This is a genomic window from Streptomyces durhamensis (genome assembly GCF_000725475.1).
Classification (GTDB): domain Bacteria; phylum Actinomycetota; class Actinomycetes; order Streptomycetales; family Streptomycetaceae; genus Streptomyces; species Streptomyces filipinensis.
Genome location: NZ_JNXR01000016.1, coordinates 136,133 through 161,090 on the forward strand (window position 1 = coordinate 136,133; position 24,958 = coordinate 161,090).

Here is a 24,958-nt window from a genome sequence, read left to right on the forward strand (position 1 = left end):
ACCTCCGACACGCTCACCGCCGGCAATCAGCCGCCCGCTCCATTGTCCAAGCACCGTAGTCACGAGGGGAATCGACGCCGTCATGACCACCACCGAGCGAGCCAAGTCCAACGAGCCGAGGGGCGTTGTGCTGCGCTATTTCGACGCCCTCGCCGCCGGGAACCAGGAGGCCATCTGGAACAGCTGGGCCGAGGATGGCACCGCCTGGTACGGGGGCGAGCTTCCCATCTCCGGCACCTGGCGGGGGCGGGACCAGGTCATCAATGGATTCCTGGCAACCGCCTTCGCGCACCTGGACCCCGACCGTGAGATCGGCCTGAAGGTCACCAACGTCTTCGGCGAGGGTGAGCAGGTACTGGTCGAGTGGGACTCCTGGGCAACAGGAAAGACCGGCAGGCCCTATCACGAGCACAATATCGGCGTCTTCGTCGTCCGCGACGGAAAGATCGTCACCATGCGAGAGTACGCTGACACCCAGCACTGGGAACGTGCGCTCGTCGCTGCGGCGGCTTGAGATCGGCGTACCAGCCTCGGTGCCACCCCGCACCAGCCGCTGGGAGCAGTACTGCGGCGGCAGCACCCGCCCCAGCGGCGCATCGCCGTCGTACAGAGCCTTGAAGTCCATCAGGGCGTCCAGCAGCGTGTCGCACTTGCCCTTGGTGAGGCCCATGCACAGGCGACACCAGGCCACTTCTGTCAGCCCTGATCGTTGTTCGCCTCGGTGATGACGGCCGAGGCGAGTCGGACTGAACGGGCAGCGATCTGCCGTGGGGAGAGTGGGCGTTCGTTCTCCAGCCACCAGGTGATGGTCTGTACGAACATGGCGGCGAGCAGGGTCGGCACCAGGCCCGGGGCAGGTGAGTGGCCGGTCGGATCGGATGCCGTGCCGTGCACAGCACCGCGCTCAACGCGGGACGAAGCAGGTCAGCGGGGCTCAGTCCTTGCACCGCCGGGCATCCGGAACCGGAGAAATCGGATCCACGTCCGGTGTAGCTGGCTGGTGTGGCGTCCGGCCTCCTGACGGACCTGTGTCCGCCACGGTCCTGGGGAGCGCCCACAGCAGCGAGGTGAATCACCACATCACGCCAGATGAGCATCCTGTTCAGCGCCGCCGTGGACTTCGCCCCCCTGTGTGGCCCGGCTGCCTACCCGCTTCGCCCCTCGAACCGAGGTGGCACCCGGCGAGGGACCCAGGGTGCAGCCCACCGGTCGGCCGCTGACCGCGAAGGACTAGGTCCTCCTGGTCGAAGGAGCCGGCGACTACACCTACCTCAGGTCGGCTCGTCGGTGGGCGCGTAGGCGAAGCGCACGACCATCGAGTGGAACAACTCCCGCTCCTCGGGTGTGAAGCACGTGGTCATCCGCTCGTCCGTGCGCCTGACTGCCGCCGTGACCTGGTCGAGCATCGCCCGGCCCGCGTCCGTCACCACGATTGCGTGGGCCCGGCGGTCGGTCGGGTGCGCCTCGCGGCGCACCAGGCCACGTGCCTCAAGCGCGTCCAGCGTACGGACCATCGTGGACTTGTCCACGCCCATGCTGTCCACGAGTTGGCGCTGCGTCTGCATCCCGAGCAGGCCGACGTGCAGGAGGATCCCGGCGTGGGCGTTCTCCAGGGCCAGCGGCTCCAGCTCCTGCGCGAAGAGGCGTGCCGCGCGGAGATGGGCGTGGCGAAGGGCCAGGCCCAGGGAGAGCCGCTGCGGGGCGGGGGTCTCGTTCATCGGTTCCAGTATAGGGGTGCGAAAAGATAGTCTCATGTGAGACTGTCTCTCCAGAGATGGAAGTTCACTCCTGGGGGATACACATGTCGCTCCAACCTGCCCGTCCGCGTTGGCCGTTGGTGACGCTGCGGGTCACCGCCGCGCTCGTCGCACTGCTCGCGCTGGCGCAGCCGTTCCTGGCCGGGGGGTTCCTGCAGGGGATCTACCCCCTGCTCGACGCCCACATGATGGCCGCGATGATCCTCTCGACGGCCGTCCTGCTGACCGTCATCGCCGCGCTGCTGGTCTGGCGGCTCGGCGGAGGGCCGAGCGTGTTCGCCCTGGGGTACACGATCCTCCTCGTGCTGTGCGTGGCGCAGATCAGCCTCGGGTTCAGCCGCGTTCTGGTCCTGCACATCCCGCTCGGTGTCGGCATCTTCGTGATGGCCGAGAAATTCGTCACCGACGTCTTCCGCCTCAAGCCGGGGGCTGAGCCCGCCGCTACGGCCGCCACCGAATCGGCTGAGCCCACCGAGCTGGCTGAGGCCCAGGCATGAGCGGCGCGAACCCCTGGAGCCGGCGCAAGTTCCTCGGAGTGGGCGCTATGGGCGTCCTGGGAGCCGGGGCCGTCGCGGTCGGCCTGCCCGCGCTCGGTGGGCTGATCCCCGGCGGGCAGCCGGGCCTGCTGCTGGCCAGCCGGGTGCAACTGCCCAAGCGCTACGCGGTGCAGCTGCCGATCCCGTCCGTGCTCCAGCCGACCCGCACCGACGGCACCACCGACTACTACGAGATCACCGCCCGTCCGGGCCTGGCCCGCCTGGTGCCCGGTCATGACACCGAGGTCTGGGGCTACCAGGGCATTTTCCCCGGCCCGACGATCGAGTCGTGCTCGGGACGCCGGACGGTGGTCACTCACCGCAACGAGCTGCCGCACCCGACCGTCGTGCACCTGCACGGCGGCCACACGCCGCACGAGAGCGACGGCTACCCGATGGACCTGATCGCCCCACTCGGTGGCGCCACCGGCGGGCCCGGTGCGAGAGCCATGGCCGGGATGGCGGGTATGGCGGGTATGGCCCCGGCGACGGCCCAGCGCGAGCGCGTCTACGACTACCCGATGAACCAGCGGGCCGCGACGCTCTGGTACCACGACCACACGATGGGCTTCACCGGTCCGCACGTGTACCGGGGGCTGGCCGGCTTCCATCTGGTCCGCGACGACGAGGAGGCCTCGCTCGGTCTGCCGCACGGTCCGCGGGAGCTGCCGCTTATGATCGCGGACCGCTCGTTCGCCGCCGACGGCTCCTTCGCCTACCCCGCGCTGGACCCGGGCGAGGTCAAGCCCGGGGTCCGGGCCGCCTACATGAACGGCGTGCTGGGCGACGTCATCCTGGTCAACGGCGCGCCCTGGCCGGTCGCACCGGTGGACCGCGCCCGCTACCGGCTGCGCATCCTCAACGCCTCCAACGCGCGCCGCTACCGGCTGGAGCTCGACCCGCAACCCCCGGGTGGCGGGGGACTGCTGCAGATCGGCTCCGACGGCGGCCTGCTGGAGCGCCCGGTCGCGCACGACGGGATCGAGCTGGCCCCGGCCGAACGCTTCGACGTCGTGGTCGACTTCGCCCGCTACCCGGCCGGCAGCAGCGTCCGGCTGGTCAACCGGCTCGGCACCGGCGGAACGGCCGAGGTCATGCGCTTCGACATCGGCAGCGCCTCGGCGAGTGACGACTCCCGGGTGCCAGGCGGCACGCTGGCCAAGGTCGAGAAGCTGGACCCGGCCAAGGCCGTGGCAACCCGGACCTTCGTCTTCCAGAAGTCGCAGGACAACTGGACGATCAACGGCCAGGACTACAAGCCCGGTCGCTCCCTGGCCATGCCGAAGCTCGGCCAGGTGGAGATCTGGCGGTTCGTCACCGACTTCCACCACCCCGTCCACCTGCACCTGGACCCGTTCCTGCACTGCCACAACCTCGAACACGAGGACATGGCGATGATGGCGGAGTTCACCACCGCGCAGTGACATCGCGTCACCTGGCAAGGGCGGCTCGGCGCCCGGCCGGCCGTGGCCCGCGCGCGAGCCTACCCCTTCACTGGCTCCGCAACGGCGAAGTGCCGGGCCAACACCTGTGGAACGCGATGTTTACGGGGATCAGGGGCACCAGGTGAGCTGCCGGCACCGCGGGTGACGTTGGTACGGGCTTGACCGTCGAGAACGTCGGCTCGATCGGGTCGTGGTCCGCATATGGATCCAGTGCTGTGCCGGGAAGACGTAGAACGCCGGCAGCTCGTCCCGGTCCCCGGTGATCTTCGCAACGGCTTGGACCACTTCGTGCCGCAGGTCTTTCGTGAACGCTTGGAGTTTGGGCGTGGGTGGATGAGTCGCTGGGGCCCCGGCTGAACGCTGGGCGCCGCCCGCTAACATCCCTGCGCATGATGAGGCGGAGGCGGCGGCTGGGTGCAGTGGCAGGGGTGGTGGTGCTGGCGGCGATCTGCGCCTCCGGTCCAGAAAGCTCGGAGGCCATCCGCACGGCGTCGGACCTCGGCCCCCTCCCGGCCGACCGCTACGACTACACGCCGCAGGACTACCAGCGATCGCAGCGGGCATCGGCGTTGCTGACCCGTCAGTGCATGGCGGAGCGCGGCCACCCGAACTTCCCACTCGACCCCCGATACCCCAGCGACCCAGTCGTCGCCACCGCAGTCGGCACCGACTACGGCGCCCTGGATCTCGCCACCGCCCGCCGCTGGGGCTACGGCTGGGACCCGGCAAAGGCGCCGGCCCTCCGGCCGAAGGGCCGCCGGATGACCAACGCTGAGTATGCGGACCTGCCCGCCTGCAACGCCGAGGCGAACCGGCGGCTGATGCGCGGCATCGACCTCAAGCGGGACTGGCTCTACGCAAGCACTCGGGCGATCGCGGTCGACAAGGCGGTCAAGCGCGACCCGCGCCTTCGCGCGAACTGGGATGCGTGGTCCCGCTGTATGGCAGAACAAGGATTCACCCGCTATCCCGATCCCATCGCGGCGTATACGGACGAAGCCTGGCAGCGGGGCGGTGACGGCAACACCCGGCAGACGCAGCGGGAGCGAGCCACCGCCGTCGCGGACGTCACTTGCAAGCGCCGCCACCATACGGCCGAGCTCTGGCACGCTGTACGGGCGCAGAAACAGGCCGTGGACATCACACGGCACCGCGACCGTTACGCCGCCGGGCTGCAGGCGCTGCGGACGTACCGGGCCAACATCGCCGAGGTGCTGCGGAAGCTCGGCTAGCGGAAGGCGCCCGCGATCATGCCGAGACTCGCGTCGTCGGTGACCTGAACGTCGACTCCGCACCGGAGCAGGGTCAGTACAGCCGCACGTGCCAGCTCGGCGTGAAGGCCAGCCTCAGCGACGGCACGACCCGCACCACGCACGTGGAGGTAGAGGTCCTCTGGCCCCTCTACGACCCGGACGACGGGCGGATCGGGCGCCCCTTCGTCCGCCTGCCGTACGACGCGGCCTGGGGCGGAACTCCCAACAGTCAGGCCGGCTTCGGCTACGTGGCAGACAACGGCTACATCGCCGACAAGTTCATCATCGACCTGGTCAACCCCCGCCAGGGCAGGGACAACGTGGCCGGCAACTACAGCGACCACGTGCACTACCAGCTCGTGCACGAGGACGGCACGCCGTCCCACCTCACGCCCGACCCGGTCAAGTTCAACGCCAAGGGTCACGCGGATGCCGGAACCGGCAACAAGCGCATCCTCGACGCCGTCAACCCGTCGGCCGCGTCGTACGGGCGCCGGAAACTTGATACCGCGTCAGCTACAGCCTGACGTGTCGTCATGTACCAGTCACCCTTGCTGGTCCAGTGCGGCGAGCAACTGGCTCGCGCGTCCGTCCGCCGCGGCGAAGGCGAGGTGGTCGTGGTAGTCGCGGGTCTCGATGATCAGGTCGTCCCTCACGCGGAGGACCTGGATGTTGGCGGTGCGGAAGGTGCGGCCAGTGGCGGGGTACAGGCCCTCGTAGTCGAACTCGGCGATCACCACTTCGGGGTCGTCGGTCTCGTGGATGCGGATGTTCTCGGTACGCAGGCGAACCGCGTCAGAGGCCTCCAGGGCGTCGAAGCGCTTACGGAGCTCCGCCCGGCCGTGGAGGCGGCGTGGCGGGACCGGCGAGAAGACGATCTCCACCTCGGCGTCCTCCGCGTAGAGCTCGGGCAGTTCGCTCCACTTGCCCGCCGAGATGAGACCCGTCAACTGCCCGAAGATCTCGCGGGGCGTAGCTGGTGCAGACATGGCTGACCTCCGTGATCCCGCCACCTATAATCGGATAGGCGACTCCGGTTCCGACGATACGGATACGCGACTCCGTTTGTCCAGGCATGGTGAGGACCACTTGACGACACATCAGACTTCCCCCGTCACAGGAGTGAAGCCCTTGCGTGCCGACGCACGGCGAAACCGCGCGCGGCTGCTGGAGGTCGCTGAGGCGGTCTTCACTGAGCGGGGTACGGGCGCCTCGACGGAGGAGATCGCCCGGGAGGCGAAGGTCGGCATTGCCACCGTGTTCCGACATTTCCCCACCAAGGAAGCCCTCCTCGAAGCGGTGCTCGTCCGGCGATTGGAACGGCTGGCCGAGGAGGGGCGCCGCCTGATAGTCGAGACCGGACCGGCGTGCGCTCTCTTCGCGTTCTTCGACCTGGTACTGGATCAGTCTCCGGTCAAGAATGCCTTCGCTGCGGCGCTCGCGGACGCGGGAGTCGATGTGCGGGCCGCTACCTCGGAGGCCGGGCGAGCCCTGCGCGAGGTGCTCACCGCGCTCCTCGACGGCGCCCAGCAGGCTGGTGTGGTGCGACGGGACCTGGAGGTGCCGGAGCTGACGGCGATCCTGGTGGGCACCTGCCGCATGCTGGAGCACCTGGAGGGCCACCCGGAGTCCGCCAAGCGGGCCCGAGCGGTCGTCCGTGACGGGCTGAAGGCGTGCACCGGGAGCCCGGAAGGGCCTACGTGAAGCCGAGTCCATGGTCAACGTCACCCACTTGGCCGTCCGCCGTGTGAGGCTTTGCGCAGGCGGGCGGCCTGGCTTTCGGTCTTCTCCGGATCGTGTGCCGGATGCCCCGACGCCGTAGGTATGCGCGGCACGGGCCGTTGCTGTATCCCTTGTCGGCCGCGAGGCCGTCGGGCTTCGTGCGGGGCCGGCCCGACCCGCGGAACGCGGATCTTTGCCGGCACCGTCTGGAACTGGGTCCAGCACCGTCTGGAACTGGGTGCAGTCCGCCCGCTCACCCAGTGTGACGGCCAGGGAAAGCGGGCGACCCGGCCGTCCGCGCTCAGGCGGAGTTTGCCGGTGAACCCGCCCCGCGAGCGGCCCAGTCCCTCACCTCCTGCCGCCGTTCCATGTGGCGAACCCCGCCGCCGACCTCGCGGCGATCTGCCGTGACTATCTGGCCGCCCCGGACGCCGGTGTCACCAACGCGGCATGGGCGGCGCGGGTGGCCATGAGCGAACGGGCCTTCACCCGGCGCTTCCGCGCCGAGAACCGGCGAGAGCCCGGCCGTCCGGCGTACCCGCGCCCGTCTGCTCGCCGCCGTGCCGCTGCTGCGTACGGCGTCGGTCAGCGAGGTCTCCGGCCGGCTCGGCCATGCCTCTCCCGCGGCCCTGACCGCAGCCTTCACCCGCGCCTTCGGCATGCCCCCGTCCCGCTTCACCACGAGCCACCGCCCCGGCGGCGGGACACACCGAGAGGACGGCCCGGCTGCGGGCGGGAACGCCTGAGGACGACCCCGTCGTCGGCCGGCGCGTCACCTTCCGGGAGGAACGCTGAACCACGCCGCCCTCCGGAGCGGCGGCCGGCATGCCCCCTGACCGCCGTAGCGCCCGACGACACCGCCGAGAGGCCGCCGGCCCGGTCCTGCCGCCCGCGGGGCCGGGCCGGCCGCCTGCGCCCCGCCCGGGCGGCCCCTGGACCTGCGCCCTCCCACTCGTCACGCCGTGCACGGCGGAGAACAATGTGTCCCAGAGGCAGACCGGACCGCCGGGAGGCGTCATGAGCACATCGGCTGAGCCAAGGGTGTCCGGCCTTGAGGTCCGGTCCATCGACTACGTCCCCCTGGACGAGAGGCACGGCAAGCTCTGGCATCTGGGCCCGCTGTGGTTCATGTCGAACGCCCAGATCGCGACCCTGGCCGTCGGACTGATCAGCATCACCGAGGGCGGCAACCTGATCTGGTCCCTGCTGTCCATCGTGGCCGGCACCGTCATCGGCACCTTCTTCATGGCCTTCCACTCGGCGCAGGGCCCGCAGCTGGGCCTGCCGCAGATGATCCAGTCGCGCCCCCAGTTCGGTTACGTCGGCGCCCTGCTGGTGTGGCTCTTCGCGTATGTGCAGTACGCGGGGTTCAACGTCTTCAACAGCATCCTCGCCGCCGAATCCCTGCACGCCACCCTGCACGGCGGCGTCAAGCTGTGGGTGGTCGTCGTCACCGTGGTCGCGCTCGTCGTCGCGCTGGTCGGCTACGACATCATCCACAAGGCCGAACGGGTCCTGACGTACACGTTCCTGGTCATCTTCGGGATCTTCACCGTGGGTGTCCTCGTCACCCTCCACTACCCGGCGGGCTCCTTCGACCTCGGCGCCTTCAAGTGGACCCCGTTCCTCGCGCAGTTCGGCGTGGTCGCCGGCTACCAGATCAGCTGGGCCATCTACGTCTCCGACTACTCGCGCTACCTGCCGCCGGACGTGACGGTCCGCAAGACCTTCTACTGGACGTACTTCGGCTCCGCGCTCGGCGGCATCTGGCTGATGGTCCTCGGCACGCTGCTGGCCGCCTGGGCGGGCAAGGGCTTCGACACCATCAGGTCGATCAACGCGGCCGGGGACAAGGTGTTCGTGGGCTTCGGCGCGATCGTGCTGCTCTTCGCCGCGCTGGGCCTGGTGTCCGTCACCGCCCTGAACATGTACGGCGGTTCGCTGACCCTCATCAGCGGCATCGACTCGTTCAAGCGGGTGCGGCCCACCCTGGGCGTACGCCTGCTGACCCTCGGTCTGACCGCGGCGCTCTCCCTGGTCGGCGCGATGGCCGCGACCTCCAACTTCCTCGCGAACTTCAACAACTTCCTGCTGCTGGTGCTCTACCTGTTCATCCCGTGGACCGCCGTGAACCTGATGGACTACTACGTCGTGCGCCGCGGGCACTACGCCATCGCCGAGATCTTCAACCCGCACGGCATCTACGGCCGGTGGGGCTGGCACGGCATCATCGCCTACCTGGTCGGCTTCGCCGTCATGATCCCCTTCTTCTCCGTGGGCACCCTGTACGTCGGCCCCGCCGCCGAGGCGCTGGGCGGCGCGGACATCTCCCTGTTCATCGGCCTTCCGGTCTCCGCGCTGCTGTACTGGTGGCTGACCCGCTCGATCGATGTGGACGCCGAGACGCGCCTGGCCCAGGCCGAGGCGGAGGCGCTGGAGCAGGCGGCACACGAGCACCGCGAGCCCTGAGGGCTAATGAATACGACAAATGGGTACTTTACGTAAAGGTAGAGCAGGCGACATGTGAGTGTCGTCAGCCCGCCTCGGGGCTTTGACCAGCACGTTCGTGGGCTCGGCGAGCGTCGGCTGCTGGTCCTCGGCTCTGGTCGAAGGGATGCCGGACATGAACGAGGACACGAGGAGCCTCCACCCGGAGCAGCCACCGGCGGACAACCCGCGCCCGGCGGTATGGGGCGACCCCGCCCCGCTGGGACTGGCTGGCTTCGCCCTGACCACGTTGCTGCTCTCGATCATCAACACCAACCTGCTGAAGGAGAGCGCCGCCATCGCGCCGGTACTGGGCCTGGCCGCGTTCTACGGCGGTCTCGCCCAATTCGCCGCGGGTCTGTTCGAGTTCCGCCGCGGCAACACGTTCGGCGCGACGGCGTTCGTCTCGTACGCGGCCTTCTGGCTGTCCTACTGGTAGATCGCACCGCGCCTGGCACTCGCCGGTGACGCACACAACGCGCTCGGCCTGTTCCTGCTGGGCTGGGCGATCTTCACGGCCTACATGGCCATCGCCGCGCTGCGGGTCAGCCTGGCCGTCCTGACGGTGCTGGTGCTGCTCGCGCTCACCTACCTCTTCCTGGCCATCGGTGCCTTCCAGACGGGTGTGGAGCCGCACGCCATGACGCAGGTGGGTGGCTGGTTCGGCATCGCCACCGGGCTTGCCGCCTGGTACGCCTCGGCGGCGACCGTCATCAACGAGTCCCACGGGCGCACCCTCATGCCGGTGGGCCCACGCCGGCCCGGCGTGGCTCCCCCGGTACGGGAGGAGCGCCGCGTCTGAGGCCCTGAAGGACGGGTCGGCGGTCGCTTCACCGGCACCGCGACGAGGACGTCGCCCAGGCCTGCGGGCGCTGCCCTCCGCCGGGCCGACGGCCGGCTGAAGCCGTGACGGCCGCCGGCCCGCACGCGTGAACCGCCTGCGGGCACCCGCCTCGACCTCCGCTGCGGCCTCCTGCCTCGCGGGCCGTCCCGGACTTGCTCCACGGCGATGTCACAGCCGGCCGGGCTGTCTCGTCTCAGATCGCGAAGAACGGCTTCGGGATCAAGGAGGCGATGGTCATGGCGGTGTTCGCGGGGACTCGGGTGAGCCGGGCCGAGGAGTTCGAGCAACTGCGGCCGCTGCTGTTCTCCGTCGCCTACCGCGACCTGGGCAGCGTGAGCGAGGCCGAGGACGCGGTGCAGGAGACCTGGCTGCGCTACGACCTCTCCGCGACCCGGCCCGCATCGACCAGGGCGTTCCTCTCGGCCACGGTCACCCGGATCTCGATCGACGTGCTGCGCTCGGCCCGGGTGCGGCGCGAGGAGTACGTCGGGCCGTGGTTCCCCGAGCCGCTGCTCACCGACCCGTACCAGGACCCGGAGCACGCGGCGGAGCGGGCCGACTCCCTGGCCATGGCGTCCCTGCTCTAGCTGGAGCGGCTCAGTCCCCACGAACGGGCCTGCCGCCAGCTCGCCGTACGCGCGCGCCGCCACATGCGCGCGGGCAGGCCACGGTTCGAGGCCGGCCGCAAGGAACGCGAGGAACTCGCGGAACGGTTCTTCGACGCCTTGCGGCACGGCGACGTCGACGGGCTGCGGGACCTGCTCGCCGCCGACGTCCGTATGGTCGCGGACAGCGGCGGCAAGGCGCCGCGGTGGTCCGGGGGGCTCTTCGGCGCCGACCAGGTGTGCCACATGCTCGCGTGCTCCTCCCCCCCGGTTCGCCGGTATCGGCGGCGTCATGGAACCACGCCGGGTGAACGGGGAACCCGGCGCGGTCTTCCGCGACCGCGAGGGCAAGGTCGTCAACACCTGGACACTCGGCGTCCTGGACGGACGGATCCAGGCGATCCGCACGGTCACCAACCCCGACCAACTCGCCCCCCTGGGCCCCGTCGCGGACGCCTGGGCCCTCCTGCGCGAAGCACACCAGGCCCGCCTGCGGGCGGCACCGCGGACTTCGAATGCTCGACGAGGCGGTCCCGGCGCGCATGGCGCCCGGCGGGCAGCCGCACACCCGGCGCTGGGCCGAGCGGATCGGCTCCTACGACGCCTATGTCATCGTCACCCCCGAGTACAACACCGCCCCACTTCGAGAACTTCGCCGAGTTCCGTCCGCGGGAGCTGCACGTCTCCGAAGTGCACGGGCTGGTCGACGAACTGCTGGCGTGGGCGCGGGCGCTCGCCCCGCTGCGCGCGCTCCGGGGCCACTGCCGGGTCGCACCCGCGGTGAGGAGGCATGCGTGATGTCACATCGCTGGGCGCCGTTCCGTCACATGTGTGTGGCCGGAACCCGGCCGGTCACGTCCGTACCAGTCCGGGGAGAACAGGGGAAGCCGCATGGCCAGGGATGAGATCACCCGCAACAAGGAGATCGCCCACCGCCTCAACGGAGCCGTGAACAGCGGTGATCCGGACGTCATCGCGAAGACGATCGATGAACTGGTCACGCCGGACCTGGTGTTCCACGCGCCGGTCCCGATAGGCATGACGGGGGTCCAGGCACTCAAGCAGGTGTGGTCGGTGCTCCTTGGCGCGTTTCCCGACATCCATGTCACGGTCGAGGACGTGATCGCCGAGGGGGACAAGGTCGTGGCCAGGAACACGGTGACCGGGACCCACCGGGGCGCATTCCGTGGTGTGCCGCCGACCGGCAGGCCCGTCAGCTACGGCGAGATCTTCGTCCTGCGTTTCGAGGACGGCCGCATCGCCGAGATCTGGGGCGTCGTGGACGTCCTCTCGCAGATGACGCAACTGGGCGCCCACTGAGGCATGCCCCGCTCGGCCGGGGCAACGCCCCCCGGGGCTCGGCGAGTTGAGGCGGAGTGGCCCGCGCGGTGACCGCGTGCGCGAGCGCGTTCCCGGCCGCCCTCGCTCCATGATCGCTGGAAGAGGTGAACCGGGCGCAGGAGCCGCATGGGGCGACAACCCCTCGGGCATGCCCTGGCCATGCGTCCCCTCGTGATCATGTCCGCGCTGGCGGCTGCCCTCGTCCCGGCCGCCGCCCCGTCCACCCCCGCCGCCGTGCCCCCCGGACACGTGTACTTCTGGCCCGAGCCCGACCAGATGGGGCCCGGCGGCGCCTGGGACTACGCGCCACCCGGCTACAAGGAGGCCGACCCCCGCGTGAAGCGGCACGCGTACTCCTTCGACTCGCACGCCCCCGTCACCGTCTACGCGATCAGCTACCGGCCCGACGGCTGTCTGTACCGCGCGATCCGGCCCGACGACTACGCCAACTCCTGGGAATGGGCGCAGAGATTCGACGGCGTCAGCGACACCACGATGGGATGCCAGCCGGGCTGAACCGATGCGACCCCTTCTGCCGGCCGGCGCCGCGCTCCTGGCGCTGGGCCTCTCCCTGACCGCCTGCACGACGAGGGCGGACACGTCCCCCCGCCCCTCCGCCGACGACGTGGTCAAGGCCGCCACGCGGCAACTCACCGACGACTGCCTCGCCCACCGCGGCCTCGCCCCGCCCCGACCCGGCACCCGCACACCCTCGCCTGCCGGGCAACAGCGGCTCTCCGAGGCGCTGTTCGGCACGGGCCCGGCGGAACTGTCCGTCCGCCTGCCCACGGGATATGTGGTCCTCGCCCACACGGACGGCTGCCTAGCGGCGGCCCAACGGCGCCTGTACGGCGACCAGGTGCGCTGGTTCCGTACCTCGGTGGTCGTGGACAACCTGCGACCGGAGGCCACCGCGACCCACCGCACGCTGGCCGAGGTCCGCGCCCGGCACCGGGCCGAGATCACCGAGTGGCAGCGGCTGCGGACCCATGCCGTCGCCGAAGCCACCGTCCTCCTGACCCGTCACCCGTGACGGCGACGCATCACAGACCAGTGGCACCGGCACCGGTGCCACCGACCGAAAGGAAACCCATCGTCATGACCAAGCGCCTCGCCGCCCTGCTCGTCGCCACCGCCCTGTCCGCCGGGGCCGTGCTCGCCACCTCCGCCTCGGCGCAGGCGGTGCCCTGCGGCAGCGGGAACTTCTGTGTGTGGACGGACGCCAACTTCCAGGGGCTGAAGATCGAGCACAGCGGGGACGACCACTGGTGGGAGGGTGACATGGCCGGGCACGACTCCTCCTGGGCGAACCACGGCATCTCCGGGCCCGGGGTCAAGGACCATGTCCAGGTGTACTTCGGGCCGCGAGCTGTCGGGCCATGTCACCATCTGTCTGGCCCCGGGCGAGGAGGTCGGCTACACCGCCGCCGCGAACGACCAGGGCGGCTCGCACACCTGGACCATGGGCTGCTGAACCACCGGCCACCAGCCGTCAACGCGGTGCGGTGGGCCTAGCCGTGGTCGGGGAGGCTCTCCAGCATGGCCCGTGCGGTGGCGGCCGCGTCGTAGTCCTCGCTCACGCCCGGAACGAGGATGATGTCGCCCTCGATGTGCCGGGACCGCAGGGGGGCGATGGCCTGGTACGCGTCGGAGTCCCACCATGCCCGTGCCTGCTCGATCGACGGGAAGCCGATCACGATGGCGTGCCCGGGCCAGGAGCCCTCCTTCACTTCGTGCGCGGCGCCGTGCACGAGGAACCGGCCGCCGTACGGCTCGAAGGTGGCGGTGACGCGTGCGATGTACTCGGCGATCTCCGGGTGCGGGGCGGCTTCCTGAAGGTGGGCTATCGCGTAGGCGGACATCGGGTCCTTCCCGGTCGGTCGGCTGCTGACATCCACCATCCTGCCGTGGGCCGGCGCCGGGGGCGATGACGTTTCGGGTAATCGGGGCCGGGGGAGGGCGTGTGCCTTCCCCCTTCACCGCGTTCTCCACCTCTTTGCCTTGTTCCTTCCTTTCGCGCTGTTCGCCCGGCGTGAACGCGCCGGGCCTCCCGCACCCCGACGGGTAGGCCGCAGCTGAGCGCGCGGAGCGCGACGGTACGGCACGGAGGTGGGTGTTGGTCATCGGCACGGCTCGGCAGGCCCCGGCGACCCGGGCGGAGATCGCGTACGACGAGGCGGGCAGCGGCGAGGCCGTCGTGTTCGTGCACGCGGGCTGCGCGGACCGGCGCATGTGGGACGCGCAGTTCACCGCCCTGGCGGCCGGCTACCGGGTGATCCGCTACGACTGGCGGGGCCGGGGTGCCTCCGCGGACGCGGTCGGGGAGTTCGGCCACCATCTGGATCTGATCGCGCTGATGGACGAGCGCGGGGTCCGACGGGCCGCGGTCGTCGGGGCGTCCGACGGCGGCGGGATCGCCCTGGACGCCGCACTGACCAGGCCGGACCGGTTCCGGGCGCTCGTCCTGGTCGCCCCCGGCCTCTCGGGGCACCAGTGGCCGCGGACGATGGTGGACCGGGCCCGGCGGCGGCTGCACGCCGTGGTCCCGGCGGAGCGGCTGCGGCGCTACGAGGCGGGCACCGCCGAGCGGATCGAACCCGCCGACCTGGACGCCGTCGCGGAGGCGGACGCGGAGTTCCTCGTGGCGGGGGAGGGCCGGGACCGCACGGCGGTGTGTCCCGAGGTGTGGCGGCGCGCCGTGGAGATGGGCCGGCTGACCCGGCAGCGGATCTGGAGCGCGCCACGCGCCACCGAACTGCTCCCGCGGCCCCCGGCCAGGGAACGCCTCGCGCAGGTGACGACTCCGACGCTGGTGATCAGCGGGCTGTGCGACGTCCCGGAGATCCGGGAGGTGGCCACGCTGCTGCAGCAGGAGATCCCGGGAGCACGGCACATCGAACTGCCCGACACCGGTCATCTGCCGTCCCTGGAGCGGCCGGTGGAGGTCACGGCCGCTCTGGAGGGGTTCTTCGCGTCCCTGGGTGGGGATCACCCGGCCACGGCCGCTGACGGGCGCCCGGACGCGGGCGCCGCGGGGAGGTGAGCCCGCCGAGCCCGTGCGGCGGCGGCGGCCCGGGCCCGTTCCAGCGCCCGCGCGCGGTCCGCCGCGCAGCCCACGCCCCACACGGTACGGGCCGCGGCAGCGCCCTCGGTCGCACACTCGGCGTAGACGACGACCTGGGACGTCCCGTCCGGTGCGCGCCGCGGCTGCTCCTCGTACGCCAGGACCCGGACGTCCGTGCCCTGCCCGTCCCCGGAGCCGGCCGCGTCCAGGTACTCCGTCCGGAACAGTGCGCCCAGCCGGTCCGCGGTGATCTCGCCGCCGTCGGCGTCCGTGTGTTCCTGGACCACGCGCGCGAACTCGATCTGCAGACGGCGCGGGAGCTCGAAGCCGTGCTCCTGGCGCATCAGATAGGCCACGCCGCCCTTGCCCGACTGGCTGTTGACCCGGATGACGGCCTCGTACGAGCGGCCGACGTCCGCCGGGTCGATCGGCAGATAGGGGACCGCCCACCGGGCCCGCTCCAGCGGCACACCGTCGTGCGCGGCGTGTGCCTCCATCGCCTCGAACCCCTTCTTGATCGCGTCCTGGTGGGAGCCGGAGAAGGAGGTGTAGACGAGGTCGCCCGCGTACGGGTGGCGGGGGTGGACCGGCAGGCCCGTGCACGCCTCGACGGTGCGGCGGACGGCGTCGATGTCGGAGAAGTCGATGCCGGGATCGACGCCCTGGGCGTGCAGATTGAGGCCGAGGGTGACCAGGCAGACGTTGCCGGTGCGCTCGCCGCCTCCGAACAGACAGCCCTCGATGCGGTCGGCGCCCGCCAGCACGGCCAGTTCGGCGGCGGCCACGGCGGTGCCGCGGTCGTTGTGCGGGTGGACCGACAGGGCCACGTGCGCCCGGCGGGACAGGCTCCGGCTCATGCGCTCGACCTGGTCGGCGTAGACGTTGGGCGTGCCGCACTCGACCGTCGCGGGCAGGTTGAGGACGATCTCGCGGCCGGGTCCCGGCTGCCAGACGTCCATGACCGCCTCGCAGACCTCCAGCGCGAAGTCCCCCTCCGTCTCGCTGAAGAACTCGGGGGAGTACTCGAAGCCCAGGTCGCAGTCGGCCAGTTGCTGTTCCGCGTACTTGAGGACGTGCTCGGTGCCGCGCACGGCGAGGGTTCTGCACTCCTCCCGCGTGGCGCCGAACACCACACGGCGCAACAACGGGGAGGTGGCGTTGTAGAGGTGGACGGTGGCGGCGCGGGCACCGGCCAGGGAGCGCACGGTGCGGTCGATCAGCTCGTCACGGGCCGGCGTGAGGACCGAGATCCGTACGTCGTCGGGGACGCGGTCCTCGGTGATCAGCCGCCGTACGAACGCGTGGTCGGTGCTGCTCGCGGCGGGGAAACCGATCTCGATCTCGCGGTAGCCCATGTCCACGAGCGTCTCGAACAGCCGTAGCTTGCGGTCGGGGCTCATCGGCTCGATCAGCGCCTGGTTGCCGTCCCGCAGGTCCGTGGAGAGCCAGCGGGGCGCCGCGGTGAGGGTCTTGCCGGGCCAGGTGCGGTCGGGCAGGTCCGGGGGCCGTGGTGGTGCATAGCGCCCGGACGGCATGACTCCCGGGCGTCCGCCGGTCGTCGCGTACTCGGGGACGGGTGTCACGACTGCGTACCCCTTCCGGATGTCGCGGCTTCGGTGGCCTGTTCGGCGGACGGAGCCGTGGGTGGGGCGCCCTCGCGCCGGGCCGCCGCACAGGCCAGGGCGCCGAGCACGATGACCGCGATGGGCAGCGCCATCGAGGTACGCATCGCCGAGACGCCGTCGTGGCCCCCCGCCGTCCGCGTCTGCACCAGCGCGCCGACCGCGGCGCTGCCGACCACCGAGCCCAGCTGCCGCACGGTGTTGAGCACCCCCGAGGCGGCGCCGGCGACCGCCGGCTCGACGCCCCGCATCGCCACGGCGGCCATCGGGGCGATGAGACAGCCGTTGCCCGCGCCGACCACCACCATCGGGGCCAGGAAGGCGGCCCACGCCGTGTGCGGGCCCATCACCAGCGCGTTCCACAGCATGCCGACGGCGGTCAGCACCATGCCGGTCAGCAGCACGTACTTGCCGTCCACCTTGTCGGTGAGCCGTCCGGCGAACGGCGCGAGCGCCATCGACACCACCGAGGCCGGAGCAAGCGCGAGACCCGCCTTCAGGGCACTGAAGTGCAGGACGTTCTGGAAGTACAGCGAGAGCAGCAGCATCAGGCCGAGCACACCGACCGAGATCGCCGCCGAGACGACGTTCATCACCGTGTAGTTCCGGTTGCGGAACAGCGCGAACGGCACCAGGGGCTCGCGGTCCTGGCGGCGCCGCTGCTGCGCGACGAAGACCGCGAAGAGGACGACCGCGGCGACCAGCAGCGCCCAGACGACACCGTTCCAGTGAAAGCGCTCGCCCTCGGTCAGGGCGAAGGTCAGACAGAACACGGCGCTCGCCGACACCAGGACGCCGGTGAGATCGAGCCGGTGTGCGGTGCCCTGACGGATGTCCGGGACGACGAGGAAGAGGACGGCCAGCACGGCCACGCCCACGGGCACGTTGACGAAGAAGATCCACCGCCAGCCGGGGCCGCTGACCAGCAGCCCGCCCAGCGCCGGACCCGCCACCGCGGCGACCCCCGCGACCGCCCCCCACACGCCGAGTGCCGCACCGCGCCGCTCGGCGGGAAAGGCCCCGACGATCAGGGTCATGGTCTGCGGGACGAGCAGCGCCGCGCCGAGGCCCTGCACCACGCGGGCGGCGATCAGCTGGGCCGGGCTGTCCACCAGGGCGCACCCCAGACTCGCCAGCGTGAACAGGGCGACGCCGACGGCGAACAGCTGGCGCGGACCCCGCAGGTCGCCGAGGCGACCCGCGGTGATCAACAGCGCGGCGAGCACCAGGATGTAGCCGTTCATCGACCACAACACCTCGTCGAACGAGGCGTGCAGGCTGCCGATCATGCTGGGAATGGCGATGTTGACGATCGTCAGGTCCAGCAGCGTCATGAAGAACCCGAGGGACAGGACGACCAGGATCGCCCAGGGGTTTCCCCGCAGCTTGCTCATGCGGTGCTCCCGCCGTCGCCGTCCCGCTGTTCGTCGTGGTCCTGCCACAGCATCGCCGGGACCTTGTTGGTCCGCTCGATCCGGGCCAGCCGGCTCACCCGCCGGGCCCGCAGGGAGCCCGGGTACTGCCGTGCCACCGCCGCCAGGTGGTAGAACTCGCCCGTCAGCCGGGCGCATACGGCGTCCGGGCCGGCGGTGCCCGTGAAATCGAGCGTGAGCGCGCTCGCCGCCCGCGCCGAGTCGGTGCTGCGGGTGAGCCTCAACTGCGCCTCGACGACACCCGGTTCCCCGCGCACCACGTCGATCAGCTCGCTCACCTTGAACAGGGCGCTGCGCAGGGTCACCGAGTCGTCGGCGCGGCCGAGCACCGTCAGTCCGTCGGGGCGTCCGCAGCGGCAGACGGCCGGTGCCACCCGGTCACCGAGGCGGTAGCGCACCACGGGGACGGTCCAGCCGTCGCCGATGCGGCTCAGCAGGGCGCCGCCCTCGTCCGGCTCCATGATCTGGTCGGGCAGCAGGTGCAGGACCGTCTCGTCGCAGCCGGGCTGGTTGGCGGCCATCACCCAGGTCTCCACCGAGCCGTAGTTGCCCCACAGACCGGCCTCGGGGAACGCCTCGCGGACCAGCTCGCGCTTGTTGCCGGTCCAGGGTTCGGCCATCCAGACGATGGTGCGTACGGGGAGGGTGCGCCCGGCGTCCAGGACGCCCCGGGCGAAGTCGGCGAGCCCGGTGGGTGTGCCCGCCAGGGCGTCGACCCCGACCTCCTCGAACAGCGGCAGCCAGCGGCCGACCTCGTCGGGCTCGTAGGGACCGGAGGGCACGACCGTGCAGCGGGACTTCTCGGCGAGGGTCTGCATGTAGTAGTGGGAGCCCCACATGCGGCCCGCGTTGAACAGGTTGAGCAGGGTGTCGCCCGGCCGCAGGGGCCGCCAGAACTCCAGCAGCCGCTCCAGAGCCATGCCGTGCGGGACGTGCGTCAGCTTGGGTGTGCCCGTCGTGCCGCCGCTGGACATCAGGACACTGCCGGCGCCGCGCGCGGCCAGTCGGGTCTGGGCATAGATCTCGGCGGGTCCGCTGACGGCGAGGTCGGTCACCTCCCGCGCGGTCCCCGCTACGGGCGGGCCGCCGGCGCCGGACAGCTTCCTGGCGTGCGCCAGCAGGTGGTCGGTCGGAATCTGCCCGATCATCGTGTGCTCTTCTTCTCCTGGTCCGGACGTTCGCTGGTCCGCGGGCCGGCGCCGCCGTCCCGCGGGTGACCGCCGAGGCCACGGCCCTCGCCGGCACGCAGGAACTTCTGGTGCGCGGCGCGGTACGCGTCGAAGCGTGCCGCGATGATCTGCCGCTGTTCGAGGGCCGCCTGCGGCGAGCCGGGGAAGCCGACCGCGCCGTCGGGCTCCACCTCGGACAGCCAGAACCGCTGCCCGTCGTGCAGGAAGTCGACGGCGATGTACGGCATGGGCATACGGGAGACGACGTAGTCGACGGTGTCGGCGAGTTGCGGCGGCAGCGGCACATGCTCCATCCCGCCGCCCGACGACAGGTTGGCCGTCAGCGAAGCGCCCTTCGGGATGCGGCGCAGCACCGTGTGCACCTTGCCGTCGATGACGTAGACCCGGAAGTCCTCGATGCCCTCGCCGAGATACGGCTGGCAGACCAGCGCCGTCTCCGCGCCGGCGGCCAGCCCGGCCACGCCCTTGAGTTCCTCGGCGCTGCGCACCAGACACACGCCCTGGCCCATGCCCCAGTAGGCGGGCTTGACGATGAGGGGATAGCTCACGGCGTCCAGGGCCGCCTCGTACGTCCGGGTCGGTGAGTCCCTGCCCACGCCGATGCGTACCGTCGGCACCTGCGGCAGCGGGCTGTCCGCGAGGTGCAGCATGGTCGCGGTCTTGTCGTTGGCGATGAACGACAGCCGGGGCGGGATCGGCAGGTGGAACCCGGCCGCCTCCAGGATCGTGTACAGATAGAGCTGGTTGCAGACGTCGACGGTGTGGTGCGCCAGCGACCACAGTGAGGTCACGAACACCGTGTCCCGCGGGGTGACGGGGGTGCCGTCCAGGAAGACCCGGGGGGCACCGGGGCCCGCGGCGTCCACGGACACCTCCTCCGGCTTGTGCAGGGACAGCCTCCAGCCGCGCTCCCGGGCCACCTCCTCGTAGATGCCCCAGACGTGCGTCCATTCCTTGGCGCGCATCCGCTCGGTGCCGCGGTCGGGGTAGATCCAGCACAGCCGGAGGCCGGCGGGCCGCTCTGCGGGTTCCGTGGTCATCGGTGCATCGCTTCCGTTCGTTCGGCTCTCGTCATCGGCGCACCCATGCGCGGATGACGCGGTGGAAGTGCTCGGGCTCCTCCAGGAAGGGGAGGTGACCGCTGTGTTCGAAGACCTCCAGGCGGGAGCCGGGGACCGCGTCCGCCAGCCAGTGACCGACGGCGCTGGGGTAGATCCGGCTCCGGGCGCCGTGCAGGAACAGCACGGGCAGCCCGAGCGAGGGCAGGCGCCCGCGCCAGTCCTGCCGCAGCACGTCCTGCCACAGCTGCCGCTTGGCCTCGCTGGCACACCGGGTGGCGGCATCCGTCAGCTCGTCCGTCAACTCCCGGGGAGGAGTGCTGCCTTCGGCGAAGAAGCTCGCCACCAGTGCCGCGGTGACGCCACGGTCCGCCGCGCCCAGCATGCGGTCGGCCTCCGTGGCGCCGGCGGCGTCCAGCGCCCCGAAGGCCGCGTGCTCCCAGCCCTCCTCGGTCAGCAGGTAGGGGCTCTGCTCGACGGAGACCAGGCCGCGGACCCGGGCGGTGCCGTACCGGTCCAGGTAGCGGTAGGCCACGGTCGCGCCCAGGGACCAGCCGAGCAGGGTCAGCCCCTGTACGTCCAGCTTCTCGGTCAGCGCGTGCAGATCAGCGGCACAGCGGTCCACGGTGAGGGGCTCGGCTCCCTGCGGGGTGGCGCCGTGGCCGCGCAGGTCCACGGTGATGACGCGGTGGTCGCGGGAGAGTTCGGCGACGGTGCGGGCGAAGAAGGCCGAGGGCGCGCCCAGGCCGTGGACCAGGAGCAGCGGCGGGCCCTCGCCGGTGTCCTCGAAGTGGATGACCTGGCCGTCGTCCGGCAAGAGTTCAGACATGCGGCTTCTCCGTGTCGTCCGGGTGGGCCGACGCCCTGTCGTGGGAGGGCGGCGTCTCGTCGGCCTCGCTCTGCCAGCGCTTGCGCAGCAGCGGCTTGTCGGGCTTGCCGACGGGAGTGTGCGGGATGTCGTCGGTGAGGCGGACGGTGCCCTGGAGCGCTCGGCCGCGCAGCACGGCCTCGACGGATTTGCGGACCTCGTGCTCGGGCCGCTCGGGGTCGGCGTGCACCGCGACCAGGACGTCGTTGCGGTACTCGCCGGGGCGGGCGGGCAGGGTCACGGATTCCAGGACCGGGCACTGCGCGGCGATCTCCTCGTCCAGGACCGGTGCGGGCAGTGGACCGCCGGCGGCCGCCAGGACCTCGGTGACCCGGCCCAGAATGCGCAGCGAGCCGTCCGCCTGCCGCTCGGCCACGTCGCCGGTCCAGAACTCGGCACCGCGGAAGGTGCGGGCGTTCGCCTCGTCGCTGCCCACATAGCCCTCACTCGTGCAGTCCGACGACAGCACCAGCTCGCCCAGGTCGGAGCGGTCCGCGGACAGCGGTTCGAGCCGGGTGCCGACTCCGTCGACCGCGAACATCCCCAGATCCGCCTGGAGTACGTCGGCCATGTTGCCGAGCGCCAGGCCGAACTCGGTCGAGCCGTAGATCTGCCGGATGTGGATGCCCAGCACCTCCGCTGCATCCCTCATCTGGGCGGGGCTGAGATACGCGCCGCCGCACAGCGGCCTGCGCAGCCGTGTGAGGCCGGGAGCCGGACCGCCGGCCGCCGCCCGCACGTACTCCTCGTAGTGGCGCGGCAGCGCGCTCATCGCGGTGGCGCCGTGTTCCCCGATCTGCCGCAGCAGCACGTCCGGTGCCGCGTGCGGATCGGCGAGCACCAGCTCGGCACCGGACAGCAGGGCGGCGAAGACATGCAGGTCGGTGGCGTGGGCGACGTCGAGGGTGTGCCGGCAGAAGAACACGTCCTCGGCGGTGATCCCGGTGTCCGCCAGCCAGCGGCGGCGCTCGCGCAGGAACCGGTCCTGCCGCCACACCATCTGCTTGGGAAAGCCGGTCGATCCGGACGTCCACAGCGCACGGAAGATCCCGGCGTGCTCCGCACCGGGCGCGCGGGAGGCCGGAGCCGCGGCGGTGAGGTCGTCGAGCCGGACCCGGGGCGGTGCGCCGGCGGGCAGTGCGCGGCCGTGGTCGGTGACGACGACACGGGGCCCGGTCAGGCGCAGTGCCGTCGCGGTGTCGGCCGCGTCGAAGTTGTCCATCAGCGGCACGTACCGGGCGCCGGTCCGCGCCACGGCCAGGATGAGGGCGACATAGCCGATGCTGTTGCGCAGCGAGCACGCGACGGCGTCGCCCGCGCCGATGCCGTGTTCGCGCAGCCCGGCGGCCGTGCGGTCGACCAGCTCGACGAGCTCCGCGTAGTCGACCGCCGTGCCGTCGGTGGTGGTGACGGCACGGGCGTGGGGCTGCCGCGCCGCGATGTCACACAGGGCTTGGTAGAGCACGCTTCACCTCGATGCGTGGGTCGACCGGCCGGTCCGGCCGGGGCCGGTGCGAAGCCGGACGGGCGCGTACGTTTTTTGCCTCGTGCGGGGTGTCCTGCTTCGTACGGTGGCCCTTGCGCGCGGCGTCACGCCTCGTTCCAGCCCGCATAGGTGGCGAAACGCCAGTCCTTGGCGAGGCAGTCGACGGTGCCGAAGCCCGCTTCGCGCAGCCATCCGAGCTGGGTGTCGACGTCGATGGGGATGTCGTGCTTCATGCGCTCACGGCCTGCGGCCCATTCCTCGGCCGGAGTTCCGGATGCGTGCACATGGGCCTCGTGCTGCTGGTCGTACATCTTCTCCAGCGCGCCCGTCGGCGCCAGAACCTGCTCGACATTGACGAAAATCCCGCCGGGGCGAAGGATTTCGCGGATCCGGACGAACAGATCCCGCTTCTGTTCATGCGTCAGGTGGTGGATGGAGAGCGCGGACACCACGGCGTCGAACGGACCGGAGGGCAGCTCGTCGAGATGGTCGGCCACGCGCACCGACACCTGGTCGTCCGCGGCGAACCGCTGCCGCGCCTGGCCGAGCATCAGCTCGGAGCGGTCCTGGAGCACGAGACCGGCCCCGGGAAGCCGGTCGCGGATCGCCGCACTGAGCAGGCCGGTGCCCGCGCCCAGGTCCAGGACGCGCGGGGCCGGCCCCACCGTCATGGCCACCGCGCCGACCGCGCTGTCGTAGAGGAGATCGAAAGAGGGGATGAGCTGCCGACGCAGTGCGTCATAGGTTTCCGGATTCCACAGCTCGGTGTGTGCGGAATCCCCGGCGGCCGTTGTCTGCGGCATGGTCGAACCTTCCCCGTAAAGATATTCCCTGATCCTTCGGCTCCCGGGGAATCCAAGGTTGGGTGCACGTGGAATCTGCCCCCCGTGAGCTGCCACGAGACTAAGTGCGGTCACCGGGGACGGGCAAACTTCTGTTGCTTATCGACCCGATCAACGTTGCTTTTCACGACCTGCGTGTGAGTCTTTGTTTGCGCAGGTAGGAGGGGTGAAGTGAAACGGGTTCGGTTCCGCGGAGACCCCGTGCGGGCCTCTTGCGCCGCCTTAACGGTCGCTTTTCAGCCAGTCTTTCATAAGGGTGGCCCGGGCAACGCGACGCCATTCAAGCCTTGCCGGCGCCAGGTTGCTGTAGCGTGCACCTGTCCGAAATGAGCGGGCCCCCGACGGGGAGTGCGGAAAGGGCCGGTAAAAAGTTCCCATGATGTGAAAGTGCTGTGGATGTCCATGGAAGTCGTGGGGGCAGGGGAAGTGATCGGCTACGCCTCGGCGAAGACCGGTTGCACAGGAAAGGGGAGCCGGTGTATCGCAACCTGGACGTCGGCCAGCTGCGCACGCTTGTCACCATCATGCGCACGGGAGGCTTCCGGCGGGCGGCACAGGCCCTGTCCCTCACCCAGCCCGCCGTGAGCCAGCACATACGGCGCCTGGAGGCGGTACTGGGCGGCCCGGTCTTCGCCAGCACCGGACGGCGTCTGGAACTCACCGACGCGGGGCGGGAGCTGCACCACTACGCCTGCCGTCTCGTCGCCCTCAACGACGAGGCCGCCACCCGCATCGCCAGCGCCGAACGCCGGACCGCCGTCGGCATCGGCGTCTCCCCGTTCCTCGAAGCCGCCCTCCCGGAATTCCTCGCCGCCCTGGTGGACCTGCTCCCGTGGATCCGCCCGACCGTGCACACCGGCCTCAGCGAACCGCTCACGGCCCGGGTGGCGGCCGGCGAACTCGACCTCGCCCTGGTGCTGCGCGCGCCCCGCGACCCCGGCGCGCGACTCGTCGGCGCGGTGCCCCTCGCCTGGTACGGCAACGTCCCGCCGGACGGGCCCGGTTCCGTACCGATCGCCCTGTGCGGGGAGCCGTGCAGCCTGCGCCGGCACGTCCTCGCCACGCTCGCCGCCCGGGAACATCCCTGGCACCTCGCCTATGAAGGCCCCGACGTGCCCGGGCTGCGTGCCGCGGTCGCCGCGGGCCTGGGCCTGACCTGTCTGCCCGCCCACAGCCCCGACACCCCGACCCTGCCGAGGCCGCTCCCCGAGGCCGTGCCACCCCTGCCCGTCCCCGCCCCGCTGCCGCTCTCCCTCGCCCTCGCGCCGACCACCTGCGCGGCCCTGGCCGAGGCCGCCGCCTGCGCCGCCCGGCAGGCGCTGTGCCGGTACCTCGCCGCAGACCCTGCCTCCGCGCACGCCCGCCCGCCCCAGCTGGCCGGGCGCTGAGCCGCCCGGCACCTCCC

The 24,958-nt window shown here is 71.1% G+C and carries 24 protein-coding genes and 5 pseudogenes; 18 read left to right on the forward strand and 11 right to left on the reverse strand.

The features are described from left to right. The first annotated feature begins 82 nt into the window (after nucleotides 1-82). A complete protein-coding gene (locus IO33_RS0125000) occupies nucleotides 83-514 on the forward strand; it encodes a nuclear transport factor 2 family protein (RefSeq protein ID WP_031168793.1) in 432 nt (143 codons plus the stop codon). Between the two features lie 182 nt (nucleotides 515-696). On the opposite strand, the gene IO33_RS0125005 is transcribed toward IO33_RS0125000, so the two are convergent. Further along, nucleotides 697-843 (reverse strand): TetR family transcriptional regulator C-terminal domain-containing protein, encoded by a 147-nt coding sequence (locus IO33_RS0125005; RefSeq protein WP_209438912.1) that lies wholly within the window; start codon nucleotides 841-843, stop codon nucleotides 697-699. 428 nt (nucleotides 844-1,271) lie between these two features. Next, nucleotides 1,272-1,718 (reverse strand): MarR family winged helix-turn-helix transcriptional regulator, encoded by a 447-nt coding sequence (locus IO33_RS44460; RefSeq protein ID WP_051926935.1) that lies wholly within the window; start codon nucleotides 1,716-1,718, stop codon nucleotides 1,272-1,274. Between the two features lie 83 nt (nucleotides 1,719-1,801). Between IO33_RS44460 and IO33_RS0125015 the strand changes: the two genes are divergently transcribed. From IO33_RS0125015 to IO33_RS0125030, 4 genes are all read left to right on the forward strand, one after another. Next, entirely contained in the window at nucleotides 1,802-2,254 is a 453-nt protein-coding gene (locus tag IO33_RS0125015; protein WP_157857899.1) for a hypothetical protein, read from the forward strand. Beyond that, complete coding sequence (locus IO33_RS0125020) at nucleotides 2,251-3,717, forward strand: multicopper oxidase family protein (protein ID WP_031168801.1); 1,467 nt, start codon at nucleotides 2,251-2,253, stop codon at nucleotides 3,715-3,717. Before IO33_RS0125015 ends, IO33_RS0125020 begins: the two co-directional genes overlap by 4 nt. A gap of 449 nt (nucleotides 3,718-4,166) precedes the next feature. Further along, the gene (locus IO33_RS0125025) at nucleotides 4,167-4,970 is read left to right on the forward strand and encodes a hypothetical protein (RefSeq protein ID WP_245235879.1); all 804 of its coding nucleotides are present in this window, start codon (nucleotides 4,167-4,169) and stop codon (nucleotides 4,968-4,970) included. Between the two features lie 101 nt (nucleotides 4,971-5,071). After that, entirely contained in the window at nucleotides 5,072-5,518 is a 447-nt protein-coding gene (locus IO33_RS0125030; protein ID WP_031168805.1) for a hypothetical protein, read from the forward strand. 18 nt (nucleotides 5,519-5,536) lie between these two features. On the opposite strand, the gene IO33_RS0125035 is transcribed toward IO33_RS0125030, so the two are convergent. Beyond that, nucleotides 5,537-5,980 carry a nuclear transport factor 2 family protein gene (locus IO33_RS0125035; RefSeq protein ID WP_031168808.1) on the reverse strand — a complete coding sequence of 148 codons (444 nt, stop codon included), beginning with the start codon at nucleotides 5,978-5,980 and terminating at the stop codon, nucleotides 5,537-5,539. 142 nt (nucleotides 5,981-6,122) lie between these two features. Between IO33_RS0125035 and IO33_RS0125040 the strand changes: the two genes are divergently transcribed. The 11 genes and pseudogenes from IO33_RS0125040 to IO33_RS44475 all read left to right on the forward strand — a co-directional run bounded on the left by IO33_RS0125040 (nucleotide 6,123) and on the right by IO33_RS44475 (nucleotide 13,464). Next, nucleotides 6,123-6,695 carry a TetR/AcrR family transcriptional regulator gene (locus tag IO33_RS0125040; RefSeq protein ID WP_209438913.1) on the forward strand — a complete coding sequence of 191 codons (573 nt, stop codon included), beginning with the start codon at nucleotides 6,123-6,125 and terminating at the stop codon, nucleotides 6,693-6,695. Between the two features lie 379 nt (nucleotides 6,696-7,074). Further along, a pseudogene (locus tag IO33_RS47745) lies at nucleotides 7,075-7,459 on the forward strand (helix-turn-helix transcriptional regulator); the annotation flags it as partial. 271 nt (nucleotides 7,460-7,730) lie between these two features. Next, nucleotides 7,731-9,182, forward strand: a complete 1,452-nt coding sequence (locus IO33_RS0125045) for a purine-cytosine permease family protein (protein WP_209438914.1) — start codon at nucleotides 7,731-7,733, stop codon at nucleotides 9,180-9,182. 154 nt (nucleotides 9,183-9,336) lie between these two features. Then, a pseudogene (locus IO33_RS44465) lies at nucleotides 9,337-10,002 on the forward strand (acetate uptake transporter). A 302-nt stretch (nucleotides 10,003-10,304) separates the two neighbouring features. Beyond that, nucleotides 10,305-11,139, forward strand: a pseudogene (locus tag IO33_RS47750) (sigma factor); the annotation flags it as partial. Between the two features lie 52 nt (nucleotides 11,140-11,191). Further along, a pseudogene (locus tag IO33_RS54140) lies at nucleotides 11,192-11,242 on the forward strand (hypothetical protein); the annotation flags it as partial. A gap of 13 nt (nucleotides 11,243-11,255) precedes the next feature. Next, nucleotides 11,256-11,447 carry a hypothetical protein gene (locus IO33_RS51750; protein WP_245235887.1) on the forward strand — a complete coding sequence of 64 codons (192 nt, stop codon included), beginning with the start codon at nucleotides 11,256-11,258 and terminating at the stop codon, nucleotides 11,445-11,447. Nucleotides 11,448-11,540: 93 nt separating this feature from the next. Further along, complete coding sequence (locus tag IO33_RS0125065; protein WP_031168814.1) at nucleotides 11,541-11,969, forward strand: ester cyclase; 429 nt, start codon at nucleotides 11,541-11,543, stop codon at nucleotides 11,967-11,969. Nucleotides 11,970-12,116: 147 nt separating this feature from the next. After that, nucleotides 12,117-12,506, forward strand: coding sequence for a hypothetical protein (locus tag IO33_RS0125070; protein ID WP_245235880.1), 390 nt, complete (start codon nucleotides 12,117-12,119; stop codon nucleotides 12,504-12,506). Between the two features lie 4 nt (nucleotides 12,507-12,510). Continuing rightward, the gene (locus tag IO33_RS0125075; RefSeq protein WP_031168818.1) at nucleotides 12,511-13,023 is read left to right on the forward strand and encodes a lipoprotein; all 513 of its coding nucleotides are present in this window, start codon (nucleotides 12,511-12,513) and stop codon (nucleotides 13,021-13,023) included. A gap of 65 nt (nucleotides 13,024-13,088) precedes the next feature. Further along, a pseudogene (locus IO33_RS44475) lies at nucleotides 13,089-13,464 on the forward strand (peptidase inhibitor family I36 protein). 37 nt (nucleotides 13,465-13,501) lie between these two features. Here IO33_RS44475 and IO33_RS0125085 read toward each other — a convergent pair. After that, nucleotides 13,502-13,852 (reverse strand): DUF1330 domain-containing protein, encoded by a 351-nt coding sequence (locus tag IO33_RS0125085; RefSeq protein ID WP_031168820.1) that lies wholly within the window; start codon nucleotides 13,850-13,852, stop codon nucleotides 13,502-13,504. A gap of 251 nt (nucleotides 13,853-14,103) precedes the next feature. On the opposite strand from IO33_RS0125085, the gene IO33_RS0125090 reads away from it, so the two are divergent. Continuing rightward, nucleotides 14,104-15,033 carry an alpha/beta fold hydrolase gene (locus IO33_RS0125090; RefSeq protein WP_209438915.1) on the forward strand — a complete coding sequence of 310 codons (930 nt, stop codon included), beginning with the start codon at nucleotides 14,104-14,106 and terminating at the stop codon, nucleotides 15,031-15,033. Here IO33_RS0125090 and IO33_RS0125095 read toward each other — a convergent pair. From IO33_RS0125095 to IO33_RS0125125, 7 genes are all read right to left on the reverse strand, one after another. After that, nucleotides 14,979-16,589 carry a 2-isopropylmalate synthase gene (locus IO33_RS0125095; protein ID WP_051926962.1) on the reverse strand — a complete coding sequence of 537 codons (1,611 nt, stop codon included), beginning with the start codon at nucleotides 16,587-16,589 and terminating at the stop codon, nucleotides 14,979-14,981. The two genes, IO33_RS0125090 and IO33_RS0125095, sit on opposite strands and share 55 nt — an antisense overlap. A 44-nt stretch (nucleotides 16,590-16,633) precedes the next feature. Then, nucleotides 16,634-18,070: a DHA2 family efflux MFS transporter permease subunit gene (locus tag IO33_RS0125100; RefSeq protein ID WP_051926938.1), complete on the reverse strand. Its 1,437-nt coding sequence runs from the start codon at nucleotides 18,068-18,070 to the stop codon at nucleotides 16,634-16,636. Continuing rightward, on the reverse strand, nucleotides 18,067-19,257 hold the full coding sequence (locus tag IO33_RS46035) for an AMP-binding protein (RefSeq protein ID WP_031168828.1): 1,191 nt from the start codon (nucleotides 19,255-19,257) through the stop codon (nucleotides 18,067-18,069). The genes IO33_RS0125100 and IO33_RS46035 overlap by 4 nt, the downstream gene beginning before the upstream one ends. After that, nucleotides 19,254-20,339: an ATP-grasp domain-containing protein gene (locus IO33_RS0125110; protein WP_031168830.1), complete on the reverse strand. Its 1,086-nt coding sequence runs from the start codon at nucleotides 20,337-20,339 to the stop codon at nucleotides 19,254-19,256. Before IO33_RS0125110 ends, IO33_RS46035 begins: the two co-directional genes overlap by 4 nt. A 31-nt stretch (nucleotides 20,340-20,370) precedes the next feature. Beyond that, nucleotides 20,371-21,186 (reverse strand): alpha/beta fold hydrolase, encoded by an 816-nt coding sequence (locus tag IO33_RS0125115; RefSeq protein WP_031168831.1) that lies wholly within the window; start codon nucleotides 21,184-21,186, stop codon nucleotides 20,371-20,373. Further along, the gene (locus IO33_RS0125120; protein WP_031168833.1) at nucleotides 21,179-22,690 is read right to left on the reverse strand and encodes a class I adenylate-forming enzyme family protein; all 1,512 of its coding nucleotides are present in this window, start codon (nucleotides 22,688-22,690) and stop codon (nucleotides 21,179-21,181) included. Before IO33_RS0125120 ends, IO33_RS0125115 begins: the two co-directional genes overlap by 8 nt. A gap of 125 nt (nucleotides 22,691-22,815) precedes the next feature. Then, a complete protein-coding gene (locus IO33_RS0125125; protein ID WP_037685904.1) occupies nucleotides 22,816-23,514 on the reverse strand; it encodes a class I SAM-dependent methyltransferase in 699 nt (232 codons plus the stop codon). Between the two features lie 515 nt (nucleotides 23,515-24,029). Here IO33_RS0125125 and IO33_RS0125130 point away from each other — a divergent pair. Further along, nucleotides 24,030-24,941: a LysR family transcriptional regulator gene (locus tag IO33_RS0125130; RefSeq protein WP_051926939.1), complete on the forward strand. Its 912-nt coding sequence runs from the start codon at nucleotides 24,030-24,032 to the stop codon at nucleotides 24,939-24,941. Nucleotides 24,942-24,958: the final 17 nt, after the last annotated feature.